Here is a 25,449-nt window from a genome sequence, read left to right as displayed (position 1 = left end):
CGCGGCGCGCCTGCGGCTGAGTTGCCGGTGTCATTACCTGACATGTCTTTTACAAATTAGTGAGCCCTCTCGTCTCTGCCTTTGGCCTTATTCATGAAGCGCGGGCTCGTATCCTTTCACAGGCCGGGTGAAACAGGTCGCGCCGGTCTCGGTTCGTCGCCGGAGATTGCCGGGGAGCGTATCCTCGCCAGCATGCGCGAGCGAACGAATGCCGATATCGGATCGACAGTTCGCGTCTCCTTCCGAAAAGCGGCGTGGCATGTCTTCGATGCGAGCGGGATGCGGCTTGGATAGGGTGTTGGCGCGCGTTCCCCATCCTTTGCGCGGCGATGCCGCGCATCCGGTCAGGCGCCTTCGCGCTTCGTCCGCTCGGCGCTGGCCTTCGCTCTCTCGAGATGGCCTTTCATCAGATCGGCCGCGCGCGCGCGGTCACCCTCCTGGAGCGCGGTGATGATGCGCAGGTGCTCCTGGCACCATTCACGCACGCGCCGCCCGTTGGTGTAGCTGGCGAATTCCAGCAGGCGGCGAAGGCGGTTCTGGTGCTGGATGGACTGGAGCAGGAACGTGTTGCCGGAACATTCCGCGATGGTCTCGTGGAAGCTGGCGTCGAGCTCGAAGAGCTGGCGCGCCGGCAGGCTGTTGAAATCCGGTCGGGCGAGAAGGTTCAAATGTTCCAGCCGGATATGTTCGAGCGCGGCCGGATGGGCCCGGAAACTCTCCATCAATATGCCTGACGGCTCGATGACGCAGCGGAATTCATAGCTGGCGTCCAGCGCGAACTTGTTGTCGAGGGTCGGCTGGAAAGTCCAGTTGCGCCCCGGGCCGCGCGTGATCAGTCCGTCGGCCATCAGGGACGAGAGCGTCTTCTGCAGGACGTTGCGCTCGACCCCGTAGCGGCGGGAGATTTCCGCCTGACCTACCGTCTCGCCAAGCTGGTGCGTCAGCCTGTCCTCGACGATGCGGGCATAGAGATCCTGTTGCGGCGAACTGGGGACCTCCACCTCCGTCCGGCCGAGCGCCTCGGCGCCGATCTTCATGAAGAAGCCCTTGTTCTTGCGGGCTTCCACCACGCCTCTTTCCGCCAGTAGCATCAATGCCGCGCGGATCGGCGTGCGGGAGACTTGCAGCACGTCGGCAAGCTGCTGCTCGCGCAGGTGATAATCCACCTGAAAACGCGAGGCGCGCGCCAATTCGACGATGCGATTTGCCAGGAGGTAGCGGTTTTGACGGGGATTTTTGTCCATAGCCCGAAAGAAAATTGTACTGTTATTTGCCTATCATACAGGCAGCTTGTGCGTTTTTCAAACTTCTCGTTGCGATTTCTGCATGATTTTGCACCGTAAAATAGGTGCGGAACCGCGGATGCTCAGGAAATTCCGCTCCGCGAACACGTCTTGTCGGCAAATTTCGCGAGTGCTCTCCATCGCAATATGGGTTGACGGGGTGTCGGTCAAATTGTACAAGTTGATAAATTAAAAACAATAAGGCTCCATCAAGGGGCACGGTCTGCAAATTCGAATTCTGCAAACACGAATGGGGAACTCCGCATGAACCGTCTTCTTCGCATTCTTCTTCTCGCAGCAGCGCCGCTTGCCGTTTGCGGCGCTGCTGCTGCCGCCCAGTCCCTCGACGGCGTCAAGCTCGTCGAGGCGGGCAAGCTGACCTATGGCGTGGCGGCCAGCTTCGCACCGTTCGAATATGTCAGCGAGGGCAAGCTCACCGGCTTCGATATCGATTTCCTTCAGGCGCTCGCCGAAAAGCTCAAGGTCGAGCCGGCGGCGATGAACATGGAGTTCAAGGGCCTTATCCCGGCGCTTCAGGGCGGGCGCATCGATATCATCAACTCCGCCATGTACATCAATCCGACCCGCGCCGAGCAGGTCGATTTCGTGCCCTATCTCGAGATCGGCAACAACGTCATGGTCCAGACCGGCAATCCCAAGGGGATCACCGGGCGGGACGACACGATCTGCGGCAAGACCGTCGCCGTGACGCTCGGCGGCATTTCGGAAAGCCAGGCGCGTGCCGACAACGAGCGCTGCCAGGCCAAGGGCCTCGGCGAGGTGAAGGTGCTGACGCTGCCCACCGCGCAGGACAGTGCGCTTTCCCTGAGCCAGGGCCGGGCCGACGCGAACTACGAGAGCACGCCGGGCGCGGTGATGGCGCTGGAGAAGATGCCGGGTGTCTTCGAGATCGCCGGCGAGCCCTTCGAGATGGATACCCAGATCGGCATCGCGACGCCGAAGGGCGCGACCGAGCTGCAGGCCGCGCTTGCGGCGGCCATCAAGGCCATGGCCGAGGACGGCTCCTATGACAAGCTGATCGCCAAGTGGAAGCTGCCGCCGTCGGTTTCGCTGTTCGACTGAGCTTTGCCGGGCCGGGGGCGCCAGGCGCCTCCGGTTCCCTCGCGCCGATACTCCATGCGGTCTCCGCTCCGCTTTAAAAACAGGGAAAGCTGACTGATGTCACTTGATCTGGTCTTCCAGTATCTACTCTCGCCCACCTTCTTCCACGGTGCGGCCATGACCCTGCTGATCACGGTCAGCTCTCTCGTCTTCGGCCTGCTGGCCGGCTTTGTGCTCGCGCTCGTCAATCAGGTGAAGTTCCTGCCTGTCCGGCTGATCGCGGTGTTCTATCTCTGGCTGTTTCGCGGCACGCCGGTCCTCTTCCAGATCATCTTCATCTACAATGTCCTGCCGACCTTCGGCATCCGCCTGACCGCGTTCGCTTCCGGTGTCATCGCGCTGTCGCTCAACGAAGGCGCCTACATGGCCGAGATCATCCGTTCGGGCCTTCAGGCGATCAAGAGCGGGCAGCGCACGGCAGGAATGGCGCTCGGCATGACCAAGCTGATGGTGATGCGCTATGTCGTCCTGCCCCAGGCCGCGCGCATCATGCTGCCGCCGATCGGCAACCAGACCATCGGCATGCTCAAGACATCGGCCCTCGTCTCGGTCATCGCCGTGGAGGAGCTGCTGCTGGTGGCCAACCAGACCGCATCGGCGACCTTCCGCTATTTCGAGGCGCTGAGCGCGGCCGGCATCTACTATCTCGCGCTGACGACCATCTTCATGGCCGGCCAGTACTGGATGGAACGCTCGCTAGAACCCAAGCGCAGCCGCGCGCCGAAGCGCTCCGTCCTTTCCATCCTGCTGCAGCCTGCTGCCGAGAATAATTGAGGCCATCCGATGACCGGTTCCGCTTTCCTCGAAGTCAATGGCGTCAACAAGTATTTCGGCTCCCTGCATGTCCTGAAGGACTGCTCCTTTTCCGTGACCAAGGGCCAGACCGTGGTCCTGATCGGCCCCTCCGGCTCGGGCAAGTCCACGCTGCTGCGCTGCCTCAACCTTCTGGAGCCGCCGAGCGCAGGATCGATCTCCTTCGAAGGCCGGGAGATCACCGGCGATCTGCGCAACGCCCATAAGCTGCGTGCGCAGATCGGCATGGTGTTCCAGAATTTCGAGCTGTTCCAGCACCTCAACGCGGTCGAGAACATCATGCTGGCGCCGATGAAGGTGCTCGGCTATTCGCGTCTCGACGCTCATGACCTGGCGGTCGACCTCCTGCACAAGGTCCACATTCCCGACCGCGCCGATCACCTGCCGGACGAACTGTCGGGCGGCCAGCAGCAGCGCGTGGCCATCGCCCGCGCTCTGGCGATGAAACCCAAGCTGATGCTCTATGACGAGCCCACCTCGGCGCTCGATCCGGAAATGATCCGCGAGGTGCTCGACGTCATGACCGAGCTTTCCGCCGATGGGATGACCTCGGTCTGCGTCACGCACGAAATGGGCTTCGCGCGCCGTGCGGCCGACCGGATCATCTTCATGGAGCGGGGCTCGATCATCGAGAACGCCACGAGCGAGGTGTTCTTCAGCGGTGAGGCCAGCGACCGCGCCAAGCAGTTCCTCAACCAGATCCTGCACTGAACTTCGTGCCTTTTCAGGGAAGTCCGATATGAATATCCGCCCCGATGCCGCTCGCATGAAGCGCGAGCTGGATGAACTCGTCGCCATCAACTCCGAAAACCCGCCGGGCGGGGAGGGCGCGGTGGCGCAGTGGGCGCGCGAACGGCTCGCATCGCTCGGTTTCGAGGTGAAGCTGATCGAATATGCCCCCGCGCGCTTCAATGTCGAGGCGCGGCTGGTCAACGGGCCCGGCCCCGTCTTCGCGTTTAACACCCATATGGACACGGTGCCGGCCGGCGACGGCTGGACCTCCGATGCCTTCACCCTCACCGAGCGCGACGGCCGGCTCTACGGCCGGGGAAGCTGCGATTGCAAGGGGCCGCTGGCCGCCATGATCGAGGCGGCGCGCATGCTGGTCGCCGAGCGGCAGGCATGGTCAGGCACGCTGATGGTGGTCTTCACCGGCGACGAGGAGGTGGCGAGCGCCGGCGCACGCCACTATGCGGCGTCGCGGCCGGAGATCGATGCCGTCGTGGTCGGGGAACCGACCGGCAATGCGTGCTTTTCGGCGCACAAGGGGTCCTTCCGGCCCGTCGTGCGGATAACGGGCAAGGCGGCGCATTCCGGCAGTCCGCATCTCGGCGACAACGCCATCTTCCGCGCCGGCCAGCTCATGCCGTTGCTGGCCGCGTTCCATGACGATGTCCTGGCGCAGCGCAGCCATCCGCTCGTCGGCAATCCGAGCCTGACGGTGACGCGCATCAAGGGCGGGCATGCCGACAATGTCATCCCGGCCGAATGCGAGCTGCTGCTCGACCGCCGCCTGATCCCCGGCGAGACGGATGCGAGCGCCGAGGCGGAAATCCGCGCGCTGCTGGCGGATGCGGAAAGGACGCATGGCATCCATGCCGAGATCGTCGGCTATCACGCGACCACGGGCGGGGCGACAGACACGCCGGAAACGGCGCCCGTCGTGCAGGCCGCCATCGCCGCCTGCCGGGCGGCGGGCGTTGCCGAAGCCGGCCCGTTCGGCTTCCAGGGGGCATGCGACCTCGTGCATTTCATCGAGGCGGGCGCGGAGGGCGTGGTGATCGGCGCCGGCGACATTCGCGTTGCCCATCGTCCCGATGAATTCGTGCCGGCGGATGAGTTCGTCATGAGCGCTGCGATCTATGCCGACATCGCGCGGCGCATCCTGGCGGCGTGACGATGCGGATCCATCTCTACCGTTCGCTGCTGACCTATGCGGGCCTGACGGTGCACACCGCCAGTTCCGGCCCCGTGCCCGGTCTCGACACGCTTTACCTCGAACTCGATGACGGGCGGCATCGCGGGATCGGCGAGGTGCGCATCAACTGCACCTATCTGAACGGCTATGAGCCGGAGGATCTGCTGCGGCGCACCCGCGCGGCGATCGCCGGCTTCGATTGGCAGGCACCGCCGGATGCGGTTCGTGCCGCCGTTGCCGCAAGCCCGTTGCCGGCACCCGTGCGCATGCTGTTCGACATCGCGCTCTGGGACCTCGATGCCCGGCGCGCCGGACTGCCGCTCGCGCATCTTCTGGCCGGCGAGGCACGGACGCTTTCGCATGCCACGAACCAGACGCTCTTTTTGTCGACCGACGAGGCGTTCGATGGGCAGGTGGCGCTTTACCTGTCGCGCGGTTTTCGCGACCTGAAGCTGCGGGTCGGCCAGGATATCGAGGCCGATTGCGCCCGCCATGCGCGCATCCGCGCCGCCCATGGCGAAACGGTCAAGCTTGCCGCCGACGCGAACGGCGCCTGGACGGCGGCGGAGGCGCCGGAGCGGCTTGCGGCGCTTTCGCGCTTCGGGCTCGCCTATGTCGAGCAGCCGATCGCGGCCGGCGACTGGGATGCGATGACGCGGCTTGCCGCCGGTGCGCCGATGCCGGTGATGCTGGACGAGAGCCTTGCCTCCGGCGCTGATGTCGAGACGCTGGTGGCGCGCGCGCCGTCGGCGGCGGGCCGGCTTCAGGGGCACCTCAAGCTGATCAAGCTCGGCGGGCTGACACCCGCGCTTGCCGCCGCGCGGTCCCTGGCAGCGGCGGGCATTCCCTTCATGATCGGCCAGATGAACGAGGGCGGGATCGCGACGGCGGCCGCGCTTCACCTCGCCGCGGCGACGCGGCCCCTCCATGCAGAGCTCTACGGCGCGGACGGGCTGGTCAACGATCCGGCCGAAGGCCTGACCTATGCGGACGGCAAGGTCGCCGTCCGCCATGAGCCCGGCCTCGGGCTGAATTTCCGGGCGCCTTCCGCGCCCCTATCCCTGGGAGAATGAGATGGATAGCGCAGGTGTCGTGCTGGGCCAGGAGTCGGCCTTTCCAAGAGACGAATACGAGAAGAGGCAGGCGCGTGCGCGGGCCGGCCTTGCCAAGGCCGGGCTCGATGCCCTGGTCATCACGGGACCGGAGAACATCTTCTATCTGACGGGGCAGCAGACGCCGGGCTATTACACCTTCCAGGCGCTGGTCCTGCCGGCCGAGGGCGATCCTGTCTTCGTCATCCGCCAGCTCGAATATTTCAATTTCATCGCCAATACGTTCATCTCCGACGCCGAGGTCTACCAGGACAGCGAGGATCCGATCGGCTTCCTGATGAAGGTGATCACGCGCAAGGGCCTTTTCGGCAAGCGCGTCGCCATCGACAAGCGCGGCTGGTTCCTGCCGATCGCCGTCTACGAGACCCTCCAGTCGGCCCTCGGCACGGTTCACAACGGCGCCGGCATCGTCGAGGCGCTGCGCGCCGTCAAGTCGCCGCTCGAAGTGGAGAAGCTGGAAAAGGCGGCGTCCTATGTGGATGCCGGCATGCGGGCCGGCCTTTCCGCCGTCCGGGCGGGCGCCTCCGACAACGACCTTGTCGCGTCCATGATGGAGGCCGCCATCCGGGCGGGCTCGGAATATATGGGCATGGAACCGCTCGTCTCGACCGGCCGGCGCACGGGCGTGCCGCACGGGACATGGCGGCGAACGGCCCTTTCGGCGAACGATCCCGCCTTCCTCGAAATGGCCGCGGTGCATGACCGCTACCACGCCGCGCTGATGCGCTCGGCCTGGGTCGGCCCGGTGCCGCAGGAGGCCGAGGACATGATGAAGGTCTGCCAGGACGCGCTCGCCGCCGCGCTGGACGAGATCAGGCCCGGCGTTGCCTGCGAGGTGCCGCACATTGCCTGCCAGAAGGTCATCGATGCCGCCGGCTATACGGACAATTTCCGCAAGCGCCTCGGCTATTCTGTCGGCATTTCGTTCGCGCCGGACTGGGGCGAGGGGGCGATCCTTTCGCTGAATGCCGGCGTCAAGACCGCGCTCCAGCCGGGCATGACATTCCACCTGCCGCCCGCCCTCCGCATCTACGGACGTTTCACCGTGGGGGTCTCGGAAACCATCGTCGTCACGGAAACGGGCTGGCGCCAGCTCGGCACCGTGCCGCGCGCTCTCACCCGCATCGACGCGTAACCAATTGCAAGGAGAATACGAATGAAGGACCGTCAGGAGGCGCAGGCGCGCCTGAAAGGCATCTTCAACATCACCATGACGCCCTTCACAAGGGATGGTGCGCTCGACAAGGCGGGGCTCGCCCGCAACGTCGAGCGCGTCATCGCCCTCGGCTATGACGGCGTGCTCATCGGCGGCACCTATGGCGAATTTCCCACCATGACCGTGGCGGAGCGCGCCGACGTCTTCACGCATGTCATGGACGTGATCGGCGATCGCATTCCGGCAATGCTCTGCTCGGCCGGCTCCGATCCGCGCGACGTCTATGAGTTGACGAAGCTCGCCGGAGATCTCGGCGGCGTGCCGATGGTGACGGCGCCCTACGTTTCGGAGATCACCGACGACCAGATCGTCGACTTCTTCCGCGACGTGGCGCCGCTCTCCAAGACGGGGATCATCATCTACAACGCGCCGGGCATCGGCATCACGCTTTCGCCGGCCCTGATCGGCCGCCTGGCCGATATCGACGGCATGGTCGGCCTGAAGCAGGGCGACCTCAACCCGACGGCGATCGACCGCATCGCGAACGACCTGCGCGGTCGTGTGCGCACCTTCTGCGCCTCGGACCTCGCCTTCCTCGGCCCCGTCATGGCCGGTTTCGACGGCTTTTCGACGACCAACAGCGGTGCGCTGCCGGAACTGATCCTGGCGACCTACCGCGCGCTGGAAGCCGGCGACGCATCGACCGCCCGCGACCTGCACGCGCTCTGGTACGACTATCGTGCGCTCGCCCGCGCGCATGGCCAGCCGCAGCTTGTGAAGGCGGCGATGAACCTGCGCGGCTTCGACGGCGGGTCCGTCCGCCTGCCGCTGCGCGATATCCCAGCCGCCGTCCAGCCGAAGCTGCGTGCCGTGATGGAAAAGCTCGCCGCGGATTCGCGCACGGGCCTCAAGCTCGCCGCCTGAGATCGCGTCTCGAAGAAAAGCCCCCGCCGCGGTCGCGGCGGGGGCTTTCGTATGCCGGGGGTCAGGCGAGCCCGTCGAGGGCTGCGGCCACGCGCGACAGCGCTTCGGCGAGCCTGCCGTCGTCGATGGCATAGGCGATGCGCAGGTGCCCGGGCATGCCGAATGCCGAGCCATGCACCATGCCGACATGGGCCTCTTCCAGAAGATAGCCGGCGACATCGAGGTCCGAGGCCAGGACGGTGCCTGCCGGTGTCCGCCTGCCGAAAAGGCCGGTGCAGTCGGCGAAGACGTAGAAGGCGCCCGGCGTGGGCAGCGCGGAGAGGCCGGATATCGCCGCGATGGCGGAGAGTACCTGTTCACGGCGCGTCAGCAGCGTCCGTTTCCAGCCGTCCAGGAAGGAGAGGTCGCCGTCGAGCGCGGCGATGGTCGCGGCCTGCGAGATGGTCGAGGGATTGGACGTGCTCTGCGATTGCAGGACGTCCATGGCGCGGATCAGCCATTCCGGCCCGCCGGCATAGCCGAGCCGCCATCCCGTCATCGAATAGCCCTTCGAGACGCCGTTGATCGTCAGCACGCGGCCGGCCAGCCGCGGCATCGCGGCCGCAGGCGCCACGAAGCTGCCGTCGTGGACGATATGCTCGTAGATGTCGTCCGCCATGACGAGGGCGTCATGTCCTGCGAGCACCTCTTCCAGCGCCGAGAGTTCGGAACGGCCGTAAACCGCGCCCGTCGGATTGTTCGGCGAGTTCAGGATGACCCAGCGGGTGCGCGGGGTCAGCGCGGCCGCCAGCGCCTTGGGCGTCAGCTTCCAGCCGTCCCGCGCGTGGCACGGCACGATGACGGGCTTTGCGCCTGCCAGCCGGATCATGTCCGGATAGCTCACCCAATAGGGCGCGGGTACGATCACCTCGTCGCCTTCGCCGAGGGTCGCCAGGAAGGCGTTGAAGATCAGTTGCTTGGCGCCCGTGCCGGCAATGATCTCGGAGGGGGCGTAGCGAAGGCCGTTTTCCCGTTCGAACTTGCGCGCGATGGCCGCCTTGAGCGCGGCGGTGCCGGAGACGGCCGTGTATTTGGTGTCTCCGTCGCGAATGGCCTGGATGCCGGCCTCGCAGACATGGGGAGGGGTCGCGAAGTCCAGTTCCCCTTCGCCCAGGTTGATGACGTCTGCGCCACGGGCGGCCAGCGCCCGCAGCTTGTTCGATATTTCCGCGGTCGGCGACGCGCCGACGACGGCCATGCGGGGCGAGAGTCTGGAATTCATGGATGCTACCTCCGTTACGATCCCTGTATTGTCTATAATGATAAAAAAAATACAATATTGGGATTGAAACTTTTCCGATTAGGAGGATAAGTATGGGAAAAATAGCGCAGTAAGATTGTACGTTTCCATTCAACAAGTGCATGTGATGGATTCTCGGGAGAGGTCATGAGACGCATCATCCTCGTTCGGCACGAAACGGATCATCCCGCGCTCTACGGTGCGGCGGCGGCGCTCGTCGCGGCTGCCGAAGGCGGGCGGTTGTTCTGGCCGGCGGCACGATTCGACTTTGATCGCCATCCCGATGCCGAACAGCATGTCGCCGATGAAGGCGCGCTCATCCCGAGCGGCCTGATCTGGGCGGATCGCCTCACCGGGCGAAGCGCCCGCCCTCTCGCCGAGCTTTCGGGCGAAGCGGTGGCCGTCGTGCCCGTGCATGCGGCTTTTCTTGCCGACGGCGATGCCGTGTCGCGGCTTGCCGCAGCGGGCGCGGAAGACAGGACCGTCCGTCTGGAGGAGAACCGCTTCATCGACGCCGACGGCCGCGTGATCGGCTGGCGGGACCGGTTCGGCCGGGTGCTTCCCGCCGAGCCGGCCGCCGTCGCGCCGTCCGGCCTCGTCCTCGCGCTTGCGGGGCCGGTGGAACAGTTTCTCGAAACCTGCCCGGCGCCGCTTGCCGCGCTGGCGGATGCCATCGACGCCGAGGCGCCGGGAGCCGAGCTGCGTTTCCTCGATCCGCGCGACCTGCCGGCCGATCCGCTCGCCGGTGTCGCCGGCGTGCTGCTGCCCGGCGGATCGCAGATGTCGGCGGTGGCGGGGCAGATCGCGCTTGCCCGCGCCGCGCGGGCAGGCGCAACCCCGATCGCGGGCCTCTGCCTCGGCATGCAGAGCATGTCGACAGCGGTCGCCCGCGAGCTTTCCGGCTGGGAGGATACGGACATGGCGGAGGCGGCTCCCGCCGCCGCCCGTCACAGTTTCATCCGCATCGAGACGGGCGAATACAGGCTCGGCCGGCGCATTACCCGGTCCGTGCCGGGCAGCCGCCTTCGGCAGCTTCTCGGGGCCGAGAGCGAAATCGCCTGCAATCACCGCTACAGGCTGGCCCCCGCCCTGCATGAGGGGCTGGCAAGCCGGGGCGTGCTGGTAAGCGCGCTCGGGGGCGAGCCGGGCCAGGATATCGCCGACGCGATCGAGGCGACGGACGGCTTCTACATGGGCATGCAGGGGCATCCCGAGCTTTCGTCCCGCCCGGGACATCCGCACCCGCTTCTTCGCGCCTTCGTGGCCGAAGCCGCAAGAACCGCCCGCGCCCGTCGGGCCTGACAGGAGAGAACCATGGATCTTGAACTCAGCCGCCGCACCGCCCTCGTGCTCGGTGCTTCAGGCGGCCTTGGCCGGGCCATCGCGGAAAGCCTTGCGGCCGAAGGCGCCAATGTCATTCTCGGCGGCCGTTCCGCCGAACGGCTGGAACCGGTGCGCTCGGCCATTGCGGCGTCCGCGTCGGGCCGCATCTCCACGCTCGTTACGGACCTTGCCGATCCGGCGGCCGTGGAGCAGGCGATTGCCGAGCTGCAGGCCGGCGACAAGCCCGACATCCTCGTGCTCAACGGTGGCGGCCCCGCGCCGGGCGCGATGGCCGCGCTGGATGCGGACAGCCTCGTCCCGCAGTTCCGCGCCATGGTCGAGGCGCCGATCCGCATCGCCACGGCCCTCTTGCCGCATATGCGCGAGCAGCGCTTCGGCCGCATTCTCGTGCTCCTGTCTTCCGGTGTCGTGCAGCCGATCCCCAATCTCGGCCTGTCCAACACGCTGCGCCTTTCCCTCGTCGGCTGGGCGAAGACGCTCGCCGCCGAAGTGGCGGCCGATGGCGTGACGGTCAACGGCCTCATTCCCGGCCGTATCCACACCGACCGCGTCGACCAGCTGGATGCCGCCGCCGCCAAGCGGACCGGCAAGACGGCGGACGAGGTCGCCGCGGCTTCCCGCGCGACGATCCCGATGGGACGCTACGGCGCGCCGCGCGAGTTCGCCGATGCGGCGTGCTTCCTCTGCTCGGGGCGTGCGGGCTACATCACCGGCACGAGCCTGCGCGTCGACGGCGGCATGCTGCGCAACATCTGAGGCAGAAAACCATGAGCGACTATGTCATCGACCCACCGCCGGTGGTTAGCCTGCCCGTTGCCGGCTCCACGGCGCGCTTTCCCGTGCGGCGCATCTTCTGCGTCGGGCGCAACTATGCCGACCATGCGCGCGAAATGGGCCACGACCCGGACCGCGAGCCGCCCTTCTTCTTCGACAAGCCGGCGGACGCCCTGATCGTGGGAGAAGCGGACATTCCCTATCCGAGTTGCACCGGGCAGTTGGAGCACGAAGCGGAGCTGGTGGCAGCGCTCGGCAGCGGCGGCCGCAATATCGATGCGGCCGCGGCGCTGGACCGCGTGTGGGGTTATGCGATCGGCAACGACCTCACCCGGCGCGACATCCAGGCCGAGGCCAAGAAGCTCGGTCGCCCCTGGACGATGGCCAAGGGGTTCGACGGCTCCGCCGTTTGCGGCCCTATCCACCCTGTTGCGCGCATCGGTCATCCGGCGAGCGGAGACATCCGTCTGCACGTCAATGGAACGCTGCGCCAGTCCGGCGATATTTTACAGATGATCTGGGCCCTGCCGGAGATCATCGCCGCGCTTTCCCGCCTGGTCGAACTGAAGGCCGGCGATCTCGTCTATACGGGAACGCCATCCGGAGTGGGGCGCCTCGTTCCGGGAGACGTCGTGGAAATCACGATCGCGGGGCTCGGCGGGCTGCGCAATCGGGTTGTAGCGTGACACGGCCAAACAGCGCGTGAAGGCGTTCATTGATAGGTCCGCATCGTTTCGCCCGTCCCGCGCTTCGCCAGCGCTGGCTTGGCGTTCATGATCGTCCAACTCTCCTCGATACCCGTCCCTTGCAGGTGTCTCCCTGTAACGGTGCCCCTCATCCAAGGCGCGGGCCACGTAATTTCCGATCAGGGGAGCAATCCAGCAAAAATCAGGAGCTCGTCTTTCGTCGCGGCACATCCTTCGGGTAAAATCGGTCCCGCGCCCTTATGGAGATGATTTTTTGAGACCTGATAAAATGCGTTCCGTTCTTTCTTCCGCTCTTATTTGTATCGCCGCCACTTCGGCATTTGCCCAGGCACCGGAACCGGTTTCGGACGATATGCCGCCCAATCGGTGCGAGGAGTTCCTGAAGGGAATCGATATTCTCAAGCCCGGTGAAGGCTTCGCCGTAAGGGAAATACCGGACGGCTGCATCGTTTCGAACAGCGTCTATCAGGCCATGAGCATGATGGGTTGGAAGACGGACCGGCTCGTCATCGAACTCGACCGATTGCAGGACTATTTATCCGACGCGCCCGACCTGAGCGGCAGTCCGCCGCAATGGGGACGCATCGTGGTCGACGGCGCTCGCCTGGCGCTGCAAACCAGCAGCAAGATGTCGAACTACATCAGTGCCGTCCAGCAATGGCCGCTGGATTTCGCTGCGTCCTATCGCTTCAATGCACAGACTGGCTACCTGCACATACAGAATGCGGAGATCAGCAGCACCAAACTCGGCAAGGCTTCCTTCTCGGCTGAAATCAATGTGCCGGTCGGCTCGTCGGTTGCCACGCTCGCAGCCAATCCCACGGCAACGCTCACGCATCTGCGCTTGCGCCTGGATAATCAGGGCCTGTGGGAAAGCGTGGCCCTGCCAACCCTCGCCAATTATGCAGCACAACCGTCTGAAACCGGCGAGAGCGATCCGGAAGTCGATATCGCGCGTCTGCGCGATATCGCGGGAAAAGCCGTGGAGGCGCTGCCGGACAGCCAGATCGATGCCGGCTCCAGGAAAGCGCTGCTTCGTTTCGTGCAGGATATGCCAAACCCGACCGGCTTCTTCACGATGGATGTCCATTTCGACACGCCGCTGCCTCTTGAGCTTGGCGATCTGGAGCCGCAGAAGCTTGCGCAGCGTGCGCTTGCCGGCACGACAATGAGCGTCAGCTATACCGCCCGCTGATCGACACGCGGTGAAGCAAAAAATGTGGTTGAGAAGACGCTCACCGGCGGTTTACCAAATCCCTGCAGTATGACCTTGTTTTGAAGCGGGGAGTGGGGAATTGGCTGCTCTGGTCGTCCAGATATGAGCTACGAAAGCGTTATCGCGCTTCTGAATCCGGCAATGTCTGCAATATACTGCATGTCATTGCTCGTGCTGTGGCGGCGTCAGCGCCAGCTCGACTACATCGCCATTTTTGCTCTTGCATATGCGGTGAGGGTTTTGTGCTTTGGCGCACTCTATTTCGCCTTTTCCGAGCAGGCACCAGTTTTGCGGCAGGTTGCGAATGCGCTGATCCTGTTGTCGATGATGCTGCTGTCCATCGCGCTTTCCCGGCGTTATGCGCAAACGCCCTGGTACGGCGCGTTGACTCTCATCGGGGCGGTGACGCTTGCCGTGCTGTACTTCTTCCTGTTCGTAGAGCCGAACCTGCAGGCCAGGGCTGTCATTCTCAATTGGGGAGCAGCGGCGATTTGCCTTTTGATGCTGGTCGATGTTGCCAGGCGGCCTGCGCGGACGCCGGTCGAGCAGCTGCTTTTTGGCCTCGTTTCTGTTTCCTGCCTGATTTTCCTTTCACGGCCTTTTGCGTTCCAGATTCCCGGCATTGCGAGCCTGGAGGTTGAGAGCACATATTGGTTGATCGTGTCGATTTCGGATGCACTCATTTGCTCCACGTTGGGGGTTGCGATTTTCGCGATCATCGCTGTCGATGTCATGGATGGAATTCGGGCTGAGGCGGAGACCGATGCGTTGTCCGGGCTGTTCAATCGTCGAGGTTTTGAACTTCGCGCGCGTGATGCGCTTGCGCGGCAAACGACCCAGACGAAGGTCGCGCTGATCCTCGGCGATCTGGATCATTTTAAGGTCATCAACGACCGGTTCGGGCATGGAAGTGGCGATCGGGTTATCCAGTCCTTCGCCAAGACCCTCAAAGCGAAGGCTCCCGAGGGAGCGATCATCGGGCGCCATGGCGGCGAGGAGTTCGTGATACTGCTCCCGTCGGTGCAAGCCGCCGCCGCGCATGATTTCGCCGAGACCGTTCGGTCCAGTTTCAAGGACGGGGCGCTTGACATGCTCCCGGACGGGCATGGCGCGACGTCGAGTTTCGGAGTTGCCATTGCGGCAACTGGCGAGGATCTGGTCGATCTATTGAACCGCGCCGATCGAGCGCTGTATCGAGCGAAGGCGGAAGGACGGGACTGCGTCCGGCTCGCTTGAAGGTGACCGCGCGCCGGACGGCTTCGACCTCTATCTGCATGGCTTCGTCGTCATCGATGAAGGCCAGGAAGGACGGTCCCCCGGATCACGCCGGGGACCGAAAAAGCCGTGATCGGCGTGGAGGCGAGGATTTCGGTGCTGGAGATTGTCCGCCTCGGCGAGTACACCGACGAAACCCCGCTCGACCTGTTGTCGAATGGACCGTCTCGAATGCAGGAAACGACAGATGCCACCCGACATCAGGCTACCGGAAAACGACCTGGCTGCTTTGGCGACGGACTTTCTACTCTCCCATGGCCTCAATGCGCCACAGGCCCATTGTCTGGCGGGGATTCTCGTGGCCGCCCAGCGCGATGGCAGCTTGTCTCACGGCCTGCAGCGCTTGCCGGGAACGCTGGACACGATGATGCATCCGCGTTTCAACAAGCATGCCGATCCCGCCCCGGAGAGCGTTTCTCCGGCGGTCGTTCGGATCGATGCTCAATTCGGCTTTTCGTGCCTGGCTGCCGAAAGAGGGATCGAGGCCTTGATCGAAAAGGCTGGCAAGATCGGGCTTGGTTTGCTTGCCGTCACGAACGGATTCCATTCGACAGCCTTGTGGCCGCTGGTCGAGCGGGTCGCCGAGGCCGGTCTCGTCGGCCTCTCGATGAACCCCACCCACGCCTGGGTCGCGCCGGCAGGCGGAACGAAAGGGCTGTTGGGCACCAATCCGCTAGCCTTCGCCTGGCCGCGAAAGGGCAGGCCGCCTTATGTTTTCGATTTCGCGACCTCTGCCGCGTCCCGTGCCGATATTGCCATGCACCGCAACGCCGGCAAGGAGATTCCCGATAGCTGGGGTGTGAACGTACAGGGTGAGCCCACGACCGATCCGGCCGAGGTTCTGGCGGGGGCGATGCTTCCCTTCGGCGGTCACAAGGGATCGGCAATCGCGACCATGATTGAGCTGATGGCCGGTCCCCTGATCGGTGATCGCACGAGCCGCCAATCGCAGCATTTCGATCAGGGTGCCAATGCCGCGCCGTGTCATGGTGAGCTGCTGCTGGCCTTTTCGCCGGATATCATCGGCGGCGCTGCCGCTGATGAAGGCGCGGAATCCCTGTTTTCCGGCTTTTCCGACCAGAATGCGCACCTGCCGGGCGATCGGCGTTATCGCATGCGAGAGGCGAGCGACCGGGAAGGCATCGCGGTTTCCGCGGTCCTTCTTGAACGTATCCGCGACTTGATCGAGAAGTGAACGATCGCGGTTGGTGCATCGTATCGAATGACAGCCCCCCGTTCGCAGCAGGATGCGCGATCTTGTGCCGACTTTGATGCAAGGCGTGCCAACCATGGAAGCCGACATCGAACGCAGGATCGAAATGGCATTCGACAGCCGCACCGAAACGGGGACGGTGCAGGCGGTTTGCTGATTGATCGATGAGGATCAGCCGAACAGCATGGCAACAGTTGCCATGGCTGTGTGGATGGCTCGCTCCGCCGCAACGGGATCGTCCGGCAGCTCCAGTTCCGCCAACTCGATTCCCGCGATTTGCGATGCCGGGATCGTGGCGAGAATGGCCTGCAACTCGTCGGGCAAAAAGCCGCCTTCAATTCGATAGGCTGCAGGAACAAAGCCAGGCTCAAGGACATCCCAGTCGATGTGGACCCAGACCGGGCTGCTCCCGATCCGTCTGGCGATATCGGCGCCGATGGCCTCGGTGGGCGAAATGACCTGTATCCCCGCCGTTTGAAGCAGGGTGGCCTCCGAAGGATCGATATCGCGCGCTCCGATCAGGAGCGTGCGTTCGGGCGCCACACCGCCACCATGCCCGGTGTTCCAGATGCCGCTCGCCCCTGAGAGAGCCATTCCACCGAGATAGCCGGATGCCGTCGTTTCAGGGGTGTTGAAATCGCTATGCGCGTCGATCCAGAGCACCGCAAGGTTATCGAGCTGGCGCGTCGCGGCCGGCAGCGTCGCCAGGCTCGCCGAGCACGTGTTCGCAATAACGAGCGGCAGCCGCTTGGCCGACAGGCTCTGCTCGACGGCATGAGCAAGCTCATGCAGCGTCTGTTCTGCCCCTTCAAGGGCCCGGTCCCAATTGTCGATGCACGGCGGCGCCGGGTTGCCGAGCGTCGTCATCGGCAATGTGTGTCTATGGGAGAGAGCATGGGCAAGCGCCGCCGCGCCCGGTATCGCCCCGCTGGTGCGGTCGCCGATCCTGCCTTGGGAGAGTATGATTTCGATAGGTCGAAGCATTGCCGTCGCTATATTTTGAAGAATATAATGAATCATCGAAGCGGCGATTTGCCCCGGCTTGTCAACCGGAAAATGCCTCTCTCCCTTCCTGCAACCAAAACAAAAAAGCCCCGAGAACCCATAGGTCTCGGAGCTTTTGCATCATGTAATGCCGCAGAAGTAACCGACCCCTCAGCGCGATGGCTGACACCGCTGGCCGTTCGAGCGAGGGATCTGTTAAAACCCTTCAACCGACGGTCTTCACCGCCATTGCCGTCACCTCGACGCGCATGCCTTCGATGGCGAGGGCGCTGATGCCGACGGCGCAGCGGACCGGGTAGGGTTTCTTGAAGAAGCGGCCACTACGAGCGGGCATCGATATGTCCGGCGGCGTTTTCCTGCATCAAGGGACTTGGACATGTTCGGCAGAAGCCGAGCGATGGAATGAGATAACGGGCGCAGCAGACGCGGCGCTTGCGGATGGTTCGTGCTTCATCGAGATAGAGGATGGGGCGGTATAGCGGGTTGCGCGTCCCATCCTCCAGATGGCTGGTCTCCATGAGGGCCGTGGCGTCGCGGATGCCGGCGGAACCCTCCGGGGCAACGGCCTCCAGCCGCCGTGCAACGCCTTCGAAGAGATTGCCGGCGTTGCTCCACAGGACATGGCGGGAAAGCCCGCTGGCCTGGCTGATCGCATCCACGACGAAGGGCAGATGTGCGTGCGTCAGGAACGAGAAACGGTCGGTGCCGGAGGAGGGGGCGACAGCCTTGCCGTAGGACGAAACGCGAAGGGCCGTGATCGCGCCTTCGGCATCGATATCCAGCGCCGTCGTCTCCAGGGGAAGCGGCAGCCGCCAGTCGATGAGGATTGCCGCGGCGAGAACGGGCGTCACGACCTGCAGGAAATAATGCTTCGACCATTGCGTGGCGACGGCGCGGCGTTCCTGCCCCTGCCCGTAGCGCCGGCCGTATCTGCCGAGCATCTCCGCAAGACGGTCCCTTTCCAGAAGGGCGGACAAGGGCAGGCTGTCATGGGCGAGCGGGAGGAGCGCCGTCTGCACGCCGAAGGCGGACATCTTCGCGAGAAAGGCCTTCAAGGCATCCGGCTGCTGCATCGCGTCCCGCTTTCTCAGGCAAGCTTTCTGGCGATGGTGTCCATCATCCGGGTGAGGGCCGCCACGGAACCGAAGGGCCAGTTCGCAGCGCCCGCCGTGATGACCTTGCCGGCGGCCACGACCGGCAGCATCGGCCAGAGCGCGGATTCCGCCAATTCCTGTGGAACGCTGTCGGAAAGCAGGACCAGCATCGTCTCCCCGTCGAGCGCGGCGAGGCCCTCCAGGTCGATCGCGGTGAAGCCGAAGGGCTGCGGCGGCAGGGAAAGGCCCGGCGGAAAGCCGATCCTGTCGAGAAGCTGCGCGATGGCGGCATTGGACGAGAAGACGCGAAGGCGCGGGGTGCCCGGCAGGGGCTGCGCGACGACGAGCTTCCGCCCGGCATTGCCGGCGAGCACCTTGTCCTTCAACGCGGCCACGCGTTCATCGAACCCTGAAAGAAGCGCTGCCGCGGCATCCTCGCGGCCGAGCGCCTTGCCGGCCTGGCGCACGCCGGCATAGACGGCCGCCAGCATGTCGCCGTCCGCCGGCTGGTCGTCGAGGAGTTCCGTCGGTGCGAGTGCGGCGAGCTTTTCCCGCAGGGCCTGATGCCGGAGGCGGGAGGAGAGGATGAGATCGGGTGAAAGCTTGCGGATCGCCTCCAGGCTCGGCTGCTGGCGCCGGCCGACATCCACCGCAGCCGCCAGCCCTTCATTCTCCACCGCGACCCAGTTGCGATAGGCGTCGAGTTCCGCGACGCCGACAGGACGCAGCCCGAGCGAGAGCGCGATCTCCGTCGCCGTCCATTCGAGCGTGACGACCCTTGTCGCCATGGCCGCAACGCTCGGAGGCGGTGCGGCGAACAGCGCCGCCACGCCGGCGAGGAAGGCCCTGCGGCTCGTGCCGATCACCATTTGACGCTCACCGTGCCCACGACGGTCAGTCCCTGTCCATAGTAGCATTGCGTGGCCGTGGCGCATCCCGCGACGTATGTCTTGTCGCCAAGATTATAGCCGTTGAGCTGGAAAGCGAAGCGGTCATGCTCGTAGCGGGCGAAGGCATCGACCAGTGTGTAGCCCGGTACGAAGAAGCTGTTGGTACTGTCGCCCGCCGTCTTGCCGATATGGCGCACGCCGCCGCCGACCGTGAGCTTGCCGTCCCAGCCGTCGGGCGTCGGAACCTCGTAGCTGACGAACAGCGATTGCTGCTGCTTCGGCACGGTGAAGGGCATCTTGCCGACCTGCGAGGCCGTCTGGCTGCGGGTGATTTCCGGATCCTGCACGCTTGCGGCGGCGATGATGTTCAGCCCGTCCCACAGATTAGCCGTGGCTTCGAGCTCGACGCCGCGCACGCGGATCTCGTCCGTCTGGTGGTAGACGGTGGCGACGCGCTGGACGACGTTCTGCTGCGTCGCCTCGAAGCCGGACAGCATGACGGAGAAGTCCTCGTCCGGCGACATGTACTTGACGCCGACTTCCTTCAGCTCGCCGGTCGTCGGCTTGAGCAGCTGGGGCGCCAGCGTCAGCACCGGAAGGAAGGACTTGGAATAGAGGGCATAGGGAACGAAGCCGTTGTCGAAGACATAGGCCGCGCCTACCCGGCCGGTGAAGGCGCTGGGGTCTTGCGAATAGGATGTCGTCACGCCGGTCGCCAGCTTGGTGTTGTCGGAATCGATGCTGACATAGTCCTGCCGCCCGCCGACCGTGAGGCGGAAGTTGCCCAGCTCCATCTGGTCCTGGGCGTAGATCCCGACCTGCCGCTGGACCTGGTCGAGATGGTCGGTCAGCGTCGCGGGCATGACGGCAGGGCCGTAGATTGGGTTGAAGACATCCTGTGTCGGCCCCGCGCGTGAGCCGGTATCGTTGGCGAGCTTCTGCCATTGCAGGTCGAGGCCGCCGAGAACGGTGTGCTGTACCGGCCCGGTGTCGAAGCGGTATTCCAGGCTGGTATCGAGCGCCAGCGCATTGAGCGTCGGCTGGGCATTGTAGACCGTCCGGGTGATCGTCTGCTGCGAACCGAGGACCCAGCCGCTGGTGAAGAGGTTCTGGTAGTTGGTGTCGAGATAGGAATAGCGGAAGTTCTGCCGCAGGGTCAGGTCTTCGTTCAGTGCATGCTCGAAACGGTAGCCGATATAGGCCGTTTCCTTGTCATAGATGGCGAGCGAGGGATCGCCGTCGGAGAAATCCCGCGGGATGGTGAGGCCGAGGCTGTTGGGAAGCACGCTGCCGACGGCGGGGATGATCGCGCCGGTCTGGCCCGCATCGTCCTTCATATAGGCGCCGTAGACCGTCAGGCTCGTGTCCTCGTCCGGCGACCACCGGATAGTCGGGCTGATGGCGAAGCGGTCGTTCTTGCCGAAATCGACCTGCGTATCGCTGTCGCGATAGATACCCTCGACCCGGTAGCTCATGCCGGTGTCTTCGCCGAGCGGCCCGGTCGTGTCGAAGCCGACCTCTTTCAGGTTGAAGCTGCCGAGGCGGCCGTAGACCTCCGTGCCGGGCGTCTCGGACGGATCCTTGCTGACCATGTTGATGACGCCGCCGACATTCGTCTGGCCGAACAGGGCCGAGCTCGGGCCGCGCAGCACATCCACGCGATTGAGGAAATAGGGATCGACCCGGAAGCCCGCATAGCCGCCCGGCTGGTTGGCGATCTGCGGAATGCGCAGCCCGTCGAGATAGAGATCGGCCGGAAAGCCGCGCACGGTGAAGTATTCCGAGCGCGTGTCGTTGCCGTAGCGTTGCCCGTTGACGTTGGCGCTGTAGACGAGACTGTCGGAAACCGTCTGCACGGCGCGGTCCGTCATGGCGCCTCGCGTGATGACGGATATGGACTGCGGCGTTTCCTTGACCGGCGTGGCGGTCTTGGTGGCCGATGCGCTGTCGCGCGCCACATAGCCGCGCTGCTCCAGGCGCGCGCCCTTCCTGGCGTTGCCGCCCTCGACGGTGACGGCCTGCAGCTGCGTCACGCCGGCGCTGTCCTGCGCGAGCGCGCCCGCGCCGGAGAGCGTCAGCAGCGCGACGCCCGAAACCAGGGCGGCATATCTTGCGTTGCCGCGATGCCGGGAAAGGATTTCGCGGGGGAAGGGGACGGAATTCATCATTGGGCAGACCTGTCGTTTCATGAAGGCATGCGGCGGGAGCGGTGCAAGCCGGTGCCGGTTTTCCAGCATTCCCACCGATTTTCACGATTTAAGTAGACTTTTTTACTCAATATTGTCAGGTCAAATTTGGGCGCGATCGGGCCACGTTCCGGCCTACTCGCACCCTCTTTCCATTTTCGCCGAAAACGGGCCAATCCATGCTTTTGAAAAATCGTCTCGTTCAGACTATGGCTCCCGCCGCGGAAGGCGGCAGCGCCCCTTCTGCAGGGGAAACGAAGCGTCCCGCGCAGCATGGAGGCGATATGAGGCGGCCGCAAGCCATCGATCTTCAGAACGTCCCGCGCCCCATGGCCGCGATGGCACGTGTCTATCAGGGCAGCGTCGATTCCGGCTGGCACAGCCATCGCCGCGGGCAACTCCTGCTGATCAAGGACGGCTTCATGACGGCCCGCATCCCCTCCGCCTCCTTCATCGTCCCAAGCGGCTACGGCCTGCTCATCGCGCCCAACGTGCCCCATGCCGTCACCGCACATGGCCGCGTCGCCATGCAGTCGCTCTATATCGAGGCGAACGATACGCCGCAGGTCAATTGGGAGCCCATCCGGGTCATCCCGATGTCGGCGCTGCTTTCCGCCACCGTTTCGGCCCTGCTCGGCGAGCCCATCCTCTATGACGTGGAGGGGCGTGGCGGCCATCTCGTCGCGCTGATCCTCGAGGAGATCGCCAGCGCCGAGGAAAGCCCTTTCGCCCTGCCCATGCCGACCGACAGGCGGCTTCAGAAACTGTGCAACGACCTTGCCGACACGCCCTCCATCGATCTCGACATCGACCATTGGGCCGACAGGCTCGGCATGAGCCGCCGCACCATGACCCGCCGCTTCCGCATGGAGACGGGCATGAGCTTTTCCGAATGGCGCCGGCGCATGCGCATGGCCCATGTCATGCGCCGGCGGGCGGAGGGCGCGCGCCTCGACGAGGCCGCCGTCGATGTCGGCTACCGCAGCCTTTCGGCGCTGCGCAAGGCGATGCGTGAGGTTCGTTCATGAGCATGGCTCCTGTTGCCGAGACGCGAGCCGTCGGCATGGTCTTCGAGGGGGCCCATGCGCTTCGCGACGTCAGCGTCTCGATACGCCCCGGCCGCATTACCGCCATCTGCGGCGCCAACGGTTCCGGCAAGAGCACGCTGCTGAAATGCCTCGCCGGACTGGAAACGCCGACGAGCGGCGTCGCGACGCTGGCCGGCCGGCCCCTCGTCGAGCTTTCCCGCCGCGATATCGCCCGCCAGCTTGCCGTGCTCAGCCAGAATCCCGAAACCCCGGCAGGGCTCAATGTCGAGGAACTGGTCGAACAGGGCCGCTATCCGCACCGTCCCTGGCTCGGGCGCCTGACCGCGCGGGACCGCGGGGCCATCGAGGCCGCCATCCAGCGGGTCGATCTCGGCGCGATGCGGGAACGCCAGATCGCCACGCTTTCCGGCGGGGAACGCCAGCGCGCCTGGGTGGCCATGGCGCTTGCGCAGGAGCCGAAGCTACTTTTCCTCGACGAGCCGACGAGCTTTCTCGACATTCGCCACCAGGCCGAATTGCTGACATTGCTACGCCGTCTCAACCGGTGGGAGAACCTGACGATCGTGGCCGTCCTCCACGACCTCAACCAGGTCATGGACCTGGCCGACGACGTCGTGCTGATGCGCAAGGGCGAAGTGCTGTCCATCGGCACCCCCGCCGAAACCCTGACGCCGGCGCTCCTCTCGGAGGCCTTCGGCTGCAAGGTCGACGTGGTGCCCCATCCGCGCGACGGCCGGCCCTTCTGCCTGGTCGACTGGATCGACGACAGCCGGGACGTGCGATGACGGATGCAAGGCTGCCCATATCGAGGGCCATGTCTGGAGCTGTCTCCGGCAATGGCCTGTGGCTCACCGGCCTCTTCCTGCTGCTCGTCCTGGCGGTGCTGGATCTCCGGCTCGGCAGCAGTCTTATCGGCTGGTCCGATGTGCTGACTTTCCCGCAGCGCCCGGCGACCCTGCCGCAAGCCATACTGGAAACGGTCCGCGCCCCGCGTGTCGCCGCCGCGATGCTGATCGGCGCCGCACTGGCGGTCGCCGGCGCGGTGATGCAGACCACGCTGCGCAACCCGCTTGCCGCTCCCGATATTCTCTCCGTCACCAGCGGGGCGCATCTCGCCCTCGTCATCGCCACGCTGCTTCTGCCCTTTCAGATGCCGTCGCTTGCGGCCACCGTCCTCGGCGGCATGGCCGGCGCGGCCGCCTGCCTGACGCTGGGCGGCGGATTTCGCGCCCCGCCCGTCCGCCTGGCGCTGGCCGGCGTCGCGATCTCGCTCAGTTTCTCCGCGCTCGCTTCGGCGATCGTGCTGATGGCCGACGAGCGCGCCTCCGGGCTGGTCCTCTGGTCATCCGGCATTCTCGACCAGACGGGCTGGCAGAAGGTCGCGACCGCCGGCCCGGCGATCCTGGCGGCGCTGGCCCTTCTGCTGGGAACGACCCGCGCGCTCGATCTGCTTGCGCTCGGGGACGATGCCGCAAGAAGCCTCGGCATGACCCGGGTAACGACGCTGCTCGGCCTTGCGGCAAGCGTCGTCCTGTCGGGCGCGGCGGTCGCGCTTGCCGGCCCCGTCGGCTTCGTCGGGCTTGCCGTCCCCAATCTCCTGCGCGCACTGGGGCTTATACGCCATCGCTGCCTCCTGCCTCTGTCGGCGCTATGGGGAGCCAACGTGGTCCTGCTTGCGGACGTGACGGTCCAGCTTCTCTCCACCAGCGGAACGGTCCTGCCGACGGGAACGGTCATCGCCTGTTTCGGCGCGCCGGCCATGCTGGTCGTCCTGCGGGTCGCCCGCACCGGCGCGGAGCGAAGGCATCGCGATCCCGGCCTGTCGAAGCGGCTCGGCGGTCTTTCTCTTGCCGGCGGCATCGCCATCGCGGTTCCCGCGATCCTGCTCGCCGGTCTCGCCTTCGGCGACGGCCTCTCGCTTTCCCCCGGCGAGGTGCTCGCGAATCTCGATCTCAGGGCGCCCCGCCTCCTGATCGCGCTCGGCGCGGGCGCGTTTCTCGCCGCCGCCGGCGTCCTGCTCCAGGCCGTGACCCGCAACCCGCTCTGCGGCCCGGAAACGGTCGGCCTGACGCAGGGCGCGGCGCTCTTCAGCCTGCTGGCTCTGCTTGCGGGGCTTGCGCCCGGCTCGTTGCCCTTCCAGATGGTGACGGCCGGCGGCGCCTTCGCCGCGCTTCTTCTGGTCCTGCCCTTCGGCCTGCGCCGCTCGCCCGAAAAGCTGGTGCTTGCCGGGGTGGCGACGGCGGCGAGCCTCGGCGCGGCCGGAACCCTCGTCGTGGTCGAGGCGCGGCTGCAGACGGCCGAAGCGCTGTCGTGGCTTGCCGGTTCCACCCATGGCCGCGGCTACGAGGATGCCCTCATGCTGATGCCCTGGCTTGCCCTCCTGCTTTTCGCCGCCGTCGCGGCCGCGCGCCATCTCGACACGCTCGCCCTCGGCGACGAAACGGCTCGCGCCCTCGGCCTCGCCTCGAAAGGAATGCGCATCGTGACGATCGCCTGCGCGGGCCTGTGCGTTTCCGTCGCCGTCTCTTCCATGGGCGCCGTCGGCTTCATCGGCCTGCTTGCCCCGCACGCCGCCCGCCTGCTCACCGGCCCAAGACACGCTCGCCTCCTGCCCGTCGCGATGATCCTCGGCGCGCTCCTGCTGGCGATGGCCGACATCGTCGGACGCAGCCTGATCGCCCCCAACGAACTCCCCGCCGGCCTCATCACCGCCCTCATCGGTGCCCCGCTCTTCACGCTCCTCCTGCGGCCGCGATCAAATGGCCGAGCATCGAACAGGTGAGCTTTGCGGGCCGGAAAGGATGCTGGATGCACCGCGCTCGGGCGCTACGCAGCAGCCTCGGATGTTCTCCGAAAGGTAGAGGTCGAAGGGTAGGAATGTCTGGTCGGGCGCGGTCGTCTTCGGCTTGGCCATGGCTGTCGCTCCTTGTTTCGTGCTGATGAGCGAGCCCATCTCTGCAGCCACGCCGAACCTCGATCCTTGCTTTCTAATCGCAATGGACTGCGCAAAAGCAGATTGGTCTCTGCATCATCGAACCCGCGTGCCGAGCCGAGGCGAAGATAGGCAGCGATGCTTCGCGCCGAACCGA

General features: G+C 65.2%; 23 protein-coding genes. 16 read left to right on the top strand and 7 right to left on the bottom strand.

The window, feature by feature from the left end; genetic code table 11:
* Positions 1-344: 344 nt before the first annotated feature.
* A complete protein-coding gene (locus DSD28_RS03895) occupies positions 345-1,244 on the bottom strand; it encodes a GntR family transcriptional regulator (RefSeq protein WP_119255053.1) in 900 nt (299 codons plus the stop codon).
* A gap of 303 nt (positions 1,245-1,547) precedes the next feature.
* On the opposite strand from DSD28_RS03895, the gene DSD28_RS03890 reads away from it, so the two are divergent.
* From DSD28_RS03890 to DSD28_RS03860, 7 genes are all read left to right on the top strand, one after another.
* Positions 1,548-2,366 (top strand): ABC transporter substrate-binding protein, encoded by an 819-nt coding sequence (locus DSD28_RS03890; protein ID WP_119255052.1) that lies wholly within the window; start codon positions 1,548-1,550, stop codon positions 2,364-2,366.
* A 96-nt stretch (positions 2,367-2,462) separates the two neighbouring features.
* Positions 2,463-3,179, top strand: coding sequence for an amino acid ABC transporter permease (locus DSD28_RS03885; protein WP_119255051.1), 717 nt, complete (start codon positions 2,463-2,465; stop codon positions 3,177-3,179).
* 9 nt (positions 3,180-3,188) lie between these two features.
* Positions 3,189-3,929, top strand: coding sequence for an amino acid ABC transporter ATP-binding protein (locus DSD28_RS03880; protein ID WP_119255050.1), 741 nt, complete (start codon positions 3,189-3,191; stop codon positions 3,927-3,929).
* Between the two features lie 28 nt (positions 3,930-3,957).
* Positions 3,958-5,115, top strand: a complete 1,158-nt coding sequence (locus DSD28_RS03875) for a M20 family metallopeptidase (RefSeq protein ID WP_119255049.1) — start codon at positions 3,958-3,960, stop codon at positions 5,113-5,115.
* A 2-nt stretch (positions 5,116-5,117) separates the two neighbouring features.
* Positions 5,118-6,209, top strand: coding sequence for a mandelate racemase/muconate lactonizing enzyme family protein (locus DSD28_RS03870; RefSeq protein WP_119255048.1), 1,092 nt, complete (start codon positions 5,118-5,120; stop codon positions 6,207-6,209).
* Position 6,210: 1 nt separating this feature from the next.
* Entirely contained in the window at positions 6,211-7,383 is a 1,173-nt protein-coding gene (locus tag DSD28_RS03865) for a M24 family metallopeptidase (protein WP_119255047.1), read from the top strand.
* A gap of 21 nt (positions 7,384-7,404) precedes the next feature.
* Positions 7,405-8,328: a dihydrodipicolinate synthase family protein gene (locus tag DSD28_RS03860; RefSeq protein ID WP_119255046.1), complete on the top strand. Its 924-nt coding sequence runs from the start codon at positions 7,405-7,407 to the stop codon at positions 8,326-8,328.
* Between the two features lie 61 nt (positions 8,329-8,389).
* Here the strand turns inward: DSD28_RS03860 and DSD28_RS03855 are convergent, their stop codons facing one another.
* Positions 8,390-9,589 carry a pyridoxal phosphate-dependent aminotransferase gene (locus tag DSD28_RS03855; RefSeq protein WP_119255045.1) on the bottom strand — a complete coding sequence of 400 codons (1,200 nt, stop codon included), beginning with the start codon at positions 9,587-9,589 and terminating at the stop codon, positions 8,390-8,392.
* 165 nt (positions 9,590-9,754) lie between these two features.
* Here DSD28_RS03855 and DSD28_RS03850 point away from each other — a divergent pair, with 165 nt between their 5' ends.
* The 6 genes from DSD28_RS03850 to DSD28_RS03825 all read left to right on the top strand — a co-directional run bounded on the left by DSD28_RS03850 (position 9,755) and on the right by DSD28_RS03825 (position 16,118).
* The gene (locus DSD28_RS03850) at positions 9,755-10,909 is read left to right on the top strand and encodes a glutamine amidotransferase-related protein (protein WP_119255044.1); all 1,155 of its coding nucleotides are present in this window, start codon (positions 9,755-9,757) and stop codon (positions 10,907-10,909) included.
* A 12-nt stretch (positions 10,910-10,921) separates the two neighbouring features.
* Entirely contained in the window at positions 10,922-11,707 is a 786-nt protein-coding gene (locus DSD28_RS03845) for an SDR family oxidoreductase (RefSeq protein WP_119255043.1), read from the top strand.
* A gap of 11 nt (positions 11,708-11,718) precedes the next feature.
* Complete coding sequence (locus DSD28_RS03840) at positions 11,719-12,411, top strand: fumarylacetoacetate hydrolase family protein (RefSeq protein WP_119255042.1); 693 nt, start codon at positions 11,719-11,721, stop codon at positions 12,409-12,411.
* Positions 12,412-12,700: 289 nt separating this feature from the next.
* Positions 12,701-13,627: a hypothetical protein gene (locus tag DSD28_RS03835; RefSeq protein WP_119255041.1), complete on the top strand. Its 927-nt coding sequence runs from the start codon at positions 12,701-12,703 to the stop codon at positions 13,625-13,627.
* Positions 13,628-13,750: 123 nt separating this feature from the next.
* A complete protein-coding gene (locus DSD28_RS03830; protein WP_119255040.1) occupies positions 13,751-14,884 on the top strand; it encodes a GGDEF domain-containing protein in 1,134 nt (377 codons plus the stop codon).
* A 226-nt stretch (positions 14,885-15,110) separates the two neighbouring features.
* Positions 15,111-16,118, top strand: coding sequence for an Ldh family oxidoreductase (locus DSD28_RS03825; protein ID WP_119255039.1), 1,008 nt, complete (start codon positions 15,111-15,113; stop codon positions 16,116-16,118).
* Between the two features lie 189 nt (positions 16,119-16,307).
* Here DSD28_RS03825 and DSD28_RS03820 read toward each other — a convergent pair whose 3' ends face one another.
* From DSD28_RS03820 to DSD28_RS03800, 5 genes are all read right to left on the bottom strand, one after another.
* Positions 16,308-17,120, bottom strand: coding sequence for an arginase family protein (locus tag DSD28_RS03820; RefSeq protein WP_119255038.1), 813 nt, complete (start codon positions 17,118-17,120; stop codon positions 16,308-16,310).
* Between the two features lie 226 nt (positions 17,121-17,346).
* Complete coding sequence (locus DSD28_RS03815) at positions 17,347-17,475, bottom strand: hypothetical protein (RefSeq protein WP_432430837.1); 129 nt, start codon at positions 17,473-17,475, stop codon at positions 17,347-17,349.
* Positions 17,462-18,214: a siderophore-iron reductase FhuF gene (gene fhuF / locus DSD28_RS03810; RefSeq protein ID WP_119255037.1), complete on the bottom strand. Its 753-nt coding sequence runs from the start codon at positions 18,212-18,214 to the stop codon at positions 17,462-17,464. Before fhuF ends, DSD28_RS03815 begins: the two co-directional genes overlap by 14 nt.
* A gap of 14 nt (positions 18,215-18,228) precedes the next feature.
* Complete coding sequence (locus DSD28_RS03805; RefSeq protein ID WP_245424738.1) at positions 18,229-19,104, bottom strand: ABC transporter substrate-binding protein; 876 nt, start codon at positions 19,102-19,104, stop codon at positions 18,229-18,231.
* Positions 19,098-21,293, bottom strand: coding sequence for a TonB-dependent siderophore receptor (locus DSD28_RS03800; RefSeq protein ID WP_119255440.1), 2,196 nt, complete (start codon positions 21,291-21,293; stop codon positions 19,098-19,100). Before DSD28_RS03800 ends, DSD28_RS03805 begins: the two co-directional genes overlap by 7 nt.
* Before the next feature lie 302 nt (positions 21,294-21,595).
* Here DSD28_RS03800 and DSD28_RS03795 point away from each other — a divergent pair, with 302 nt between their 5' ends.
* From DSD28_RS03795 to DSD28_RS03785, 3 genes are read left to right on the top strand one after another with little or no spacing between them, the layout of a single operon-like run.
* Positions 21,596-22,339, top strand: a complete 744-nt coding sequence (locus tag DSD28_RS03795) for an AraC family transcriptional regulator (RefSeq protein WP_119255036.1) — start codon at positions 21,596-21,598, stop codon at positions 22,337-22,339.
* Positions 22,336-23,145: an ABC transporter ATP-binding protein gene (locus tag DSD28_RS03790; protein ID WP_245424737.1), complete on the top strand. Its 810-nt coding sequence runs from the start codon at positions 22,336-22,338 to the stop codon at positions 23,143-23,145. Before DSD28_RS03795 ends, DSD28_RS03790 begins: the two co-directional genes overlap by 4 nt.
* A complete protein-coding gene (locus DSD28_RS03785) occupies positions 23,142-25,142 on the top strand; it encodes an iron ABC transporter permease (RefSeq protein ID WP_245424736.1) in 2,001 nt (666 codons plus the stop codon). The genes DSD28_RS03790 and DSD28_RS03785 overlap by 4 nt, the downstream gene beginning before the upstream one ends.
* The last annotated feature ends 307 nt before the right edge of the window (positions 25,143-25,449 follow it).

This window comes from Shinella zoogloeoides (genome assembly GCF_003574625.1).
Taxonomy (GTDB): Bacteria; Pseudomonadota; Alphaproteobacteria; order Rhizobiales; family Rhizobiaceae; genus Shinella; species Shinella zoogloeoides_A.
Note: the sequence above shows the minus strand (reverse complement) of the source record. Positions and strands in the feature narration are given on the sequence as shown.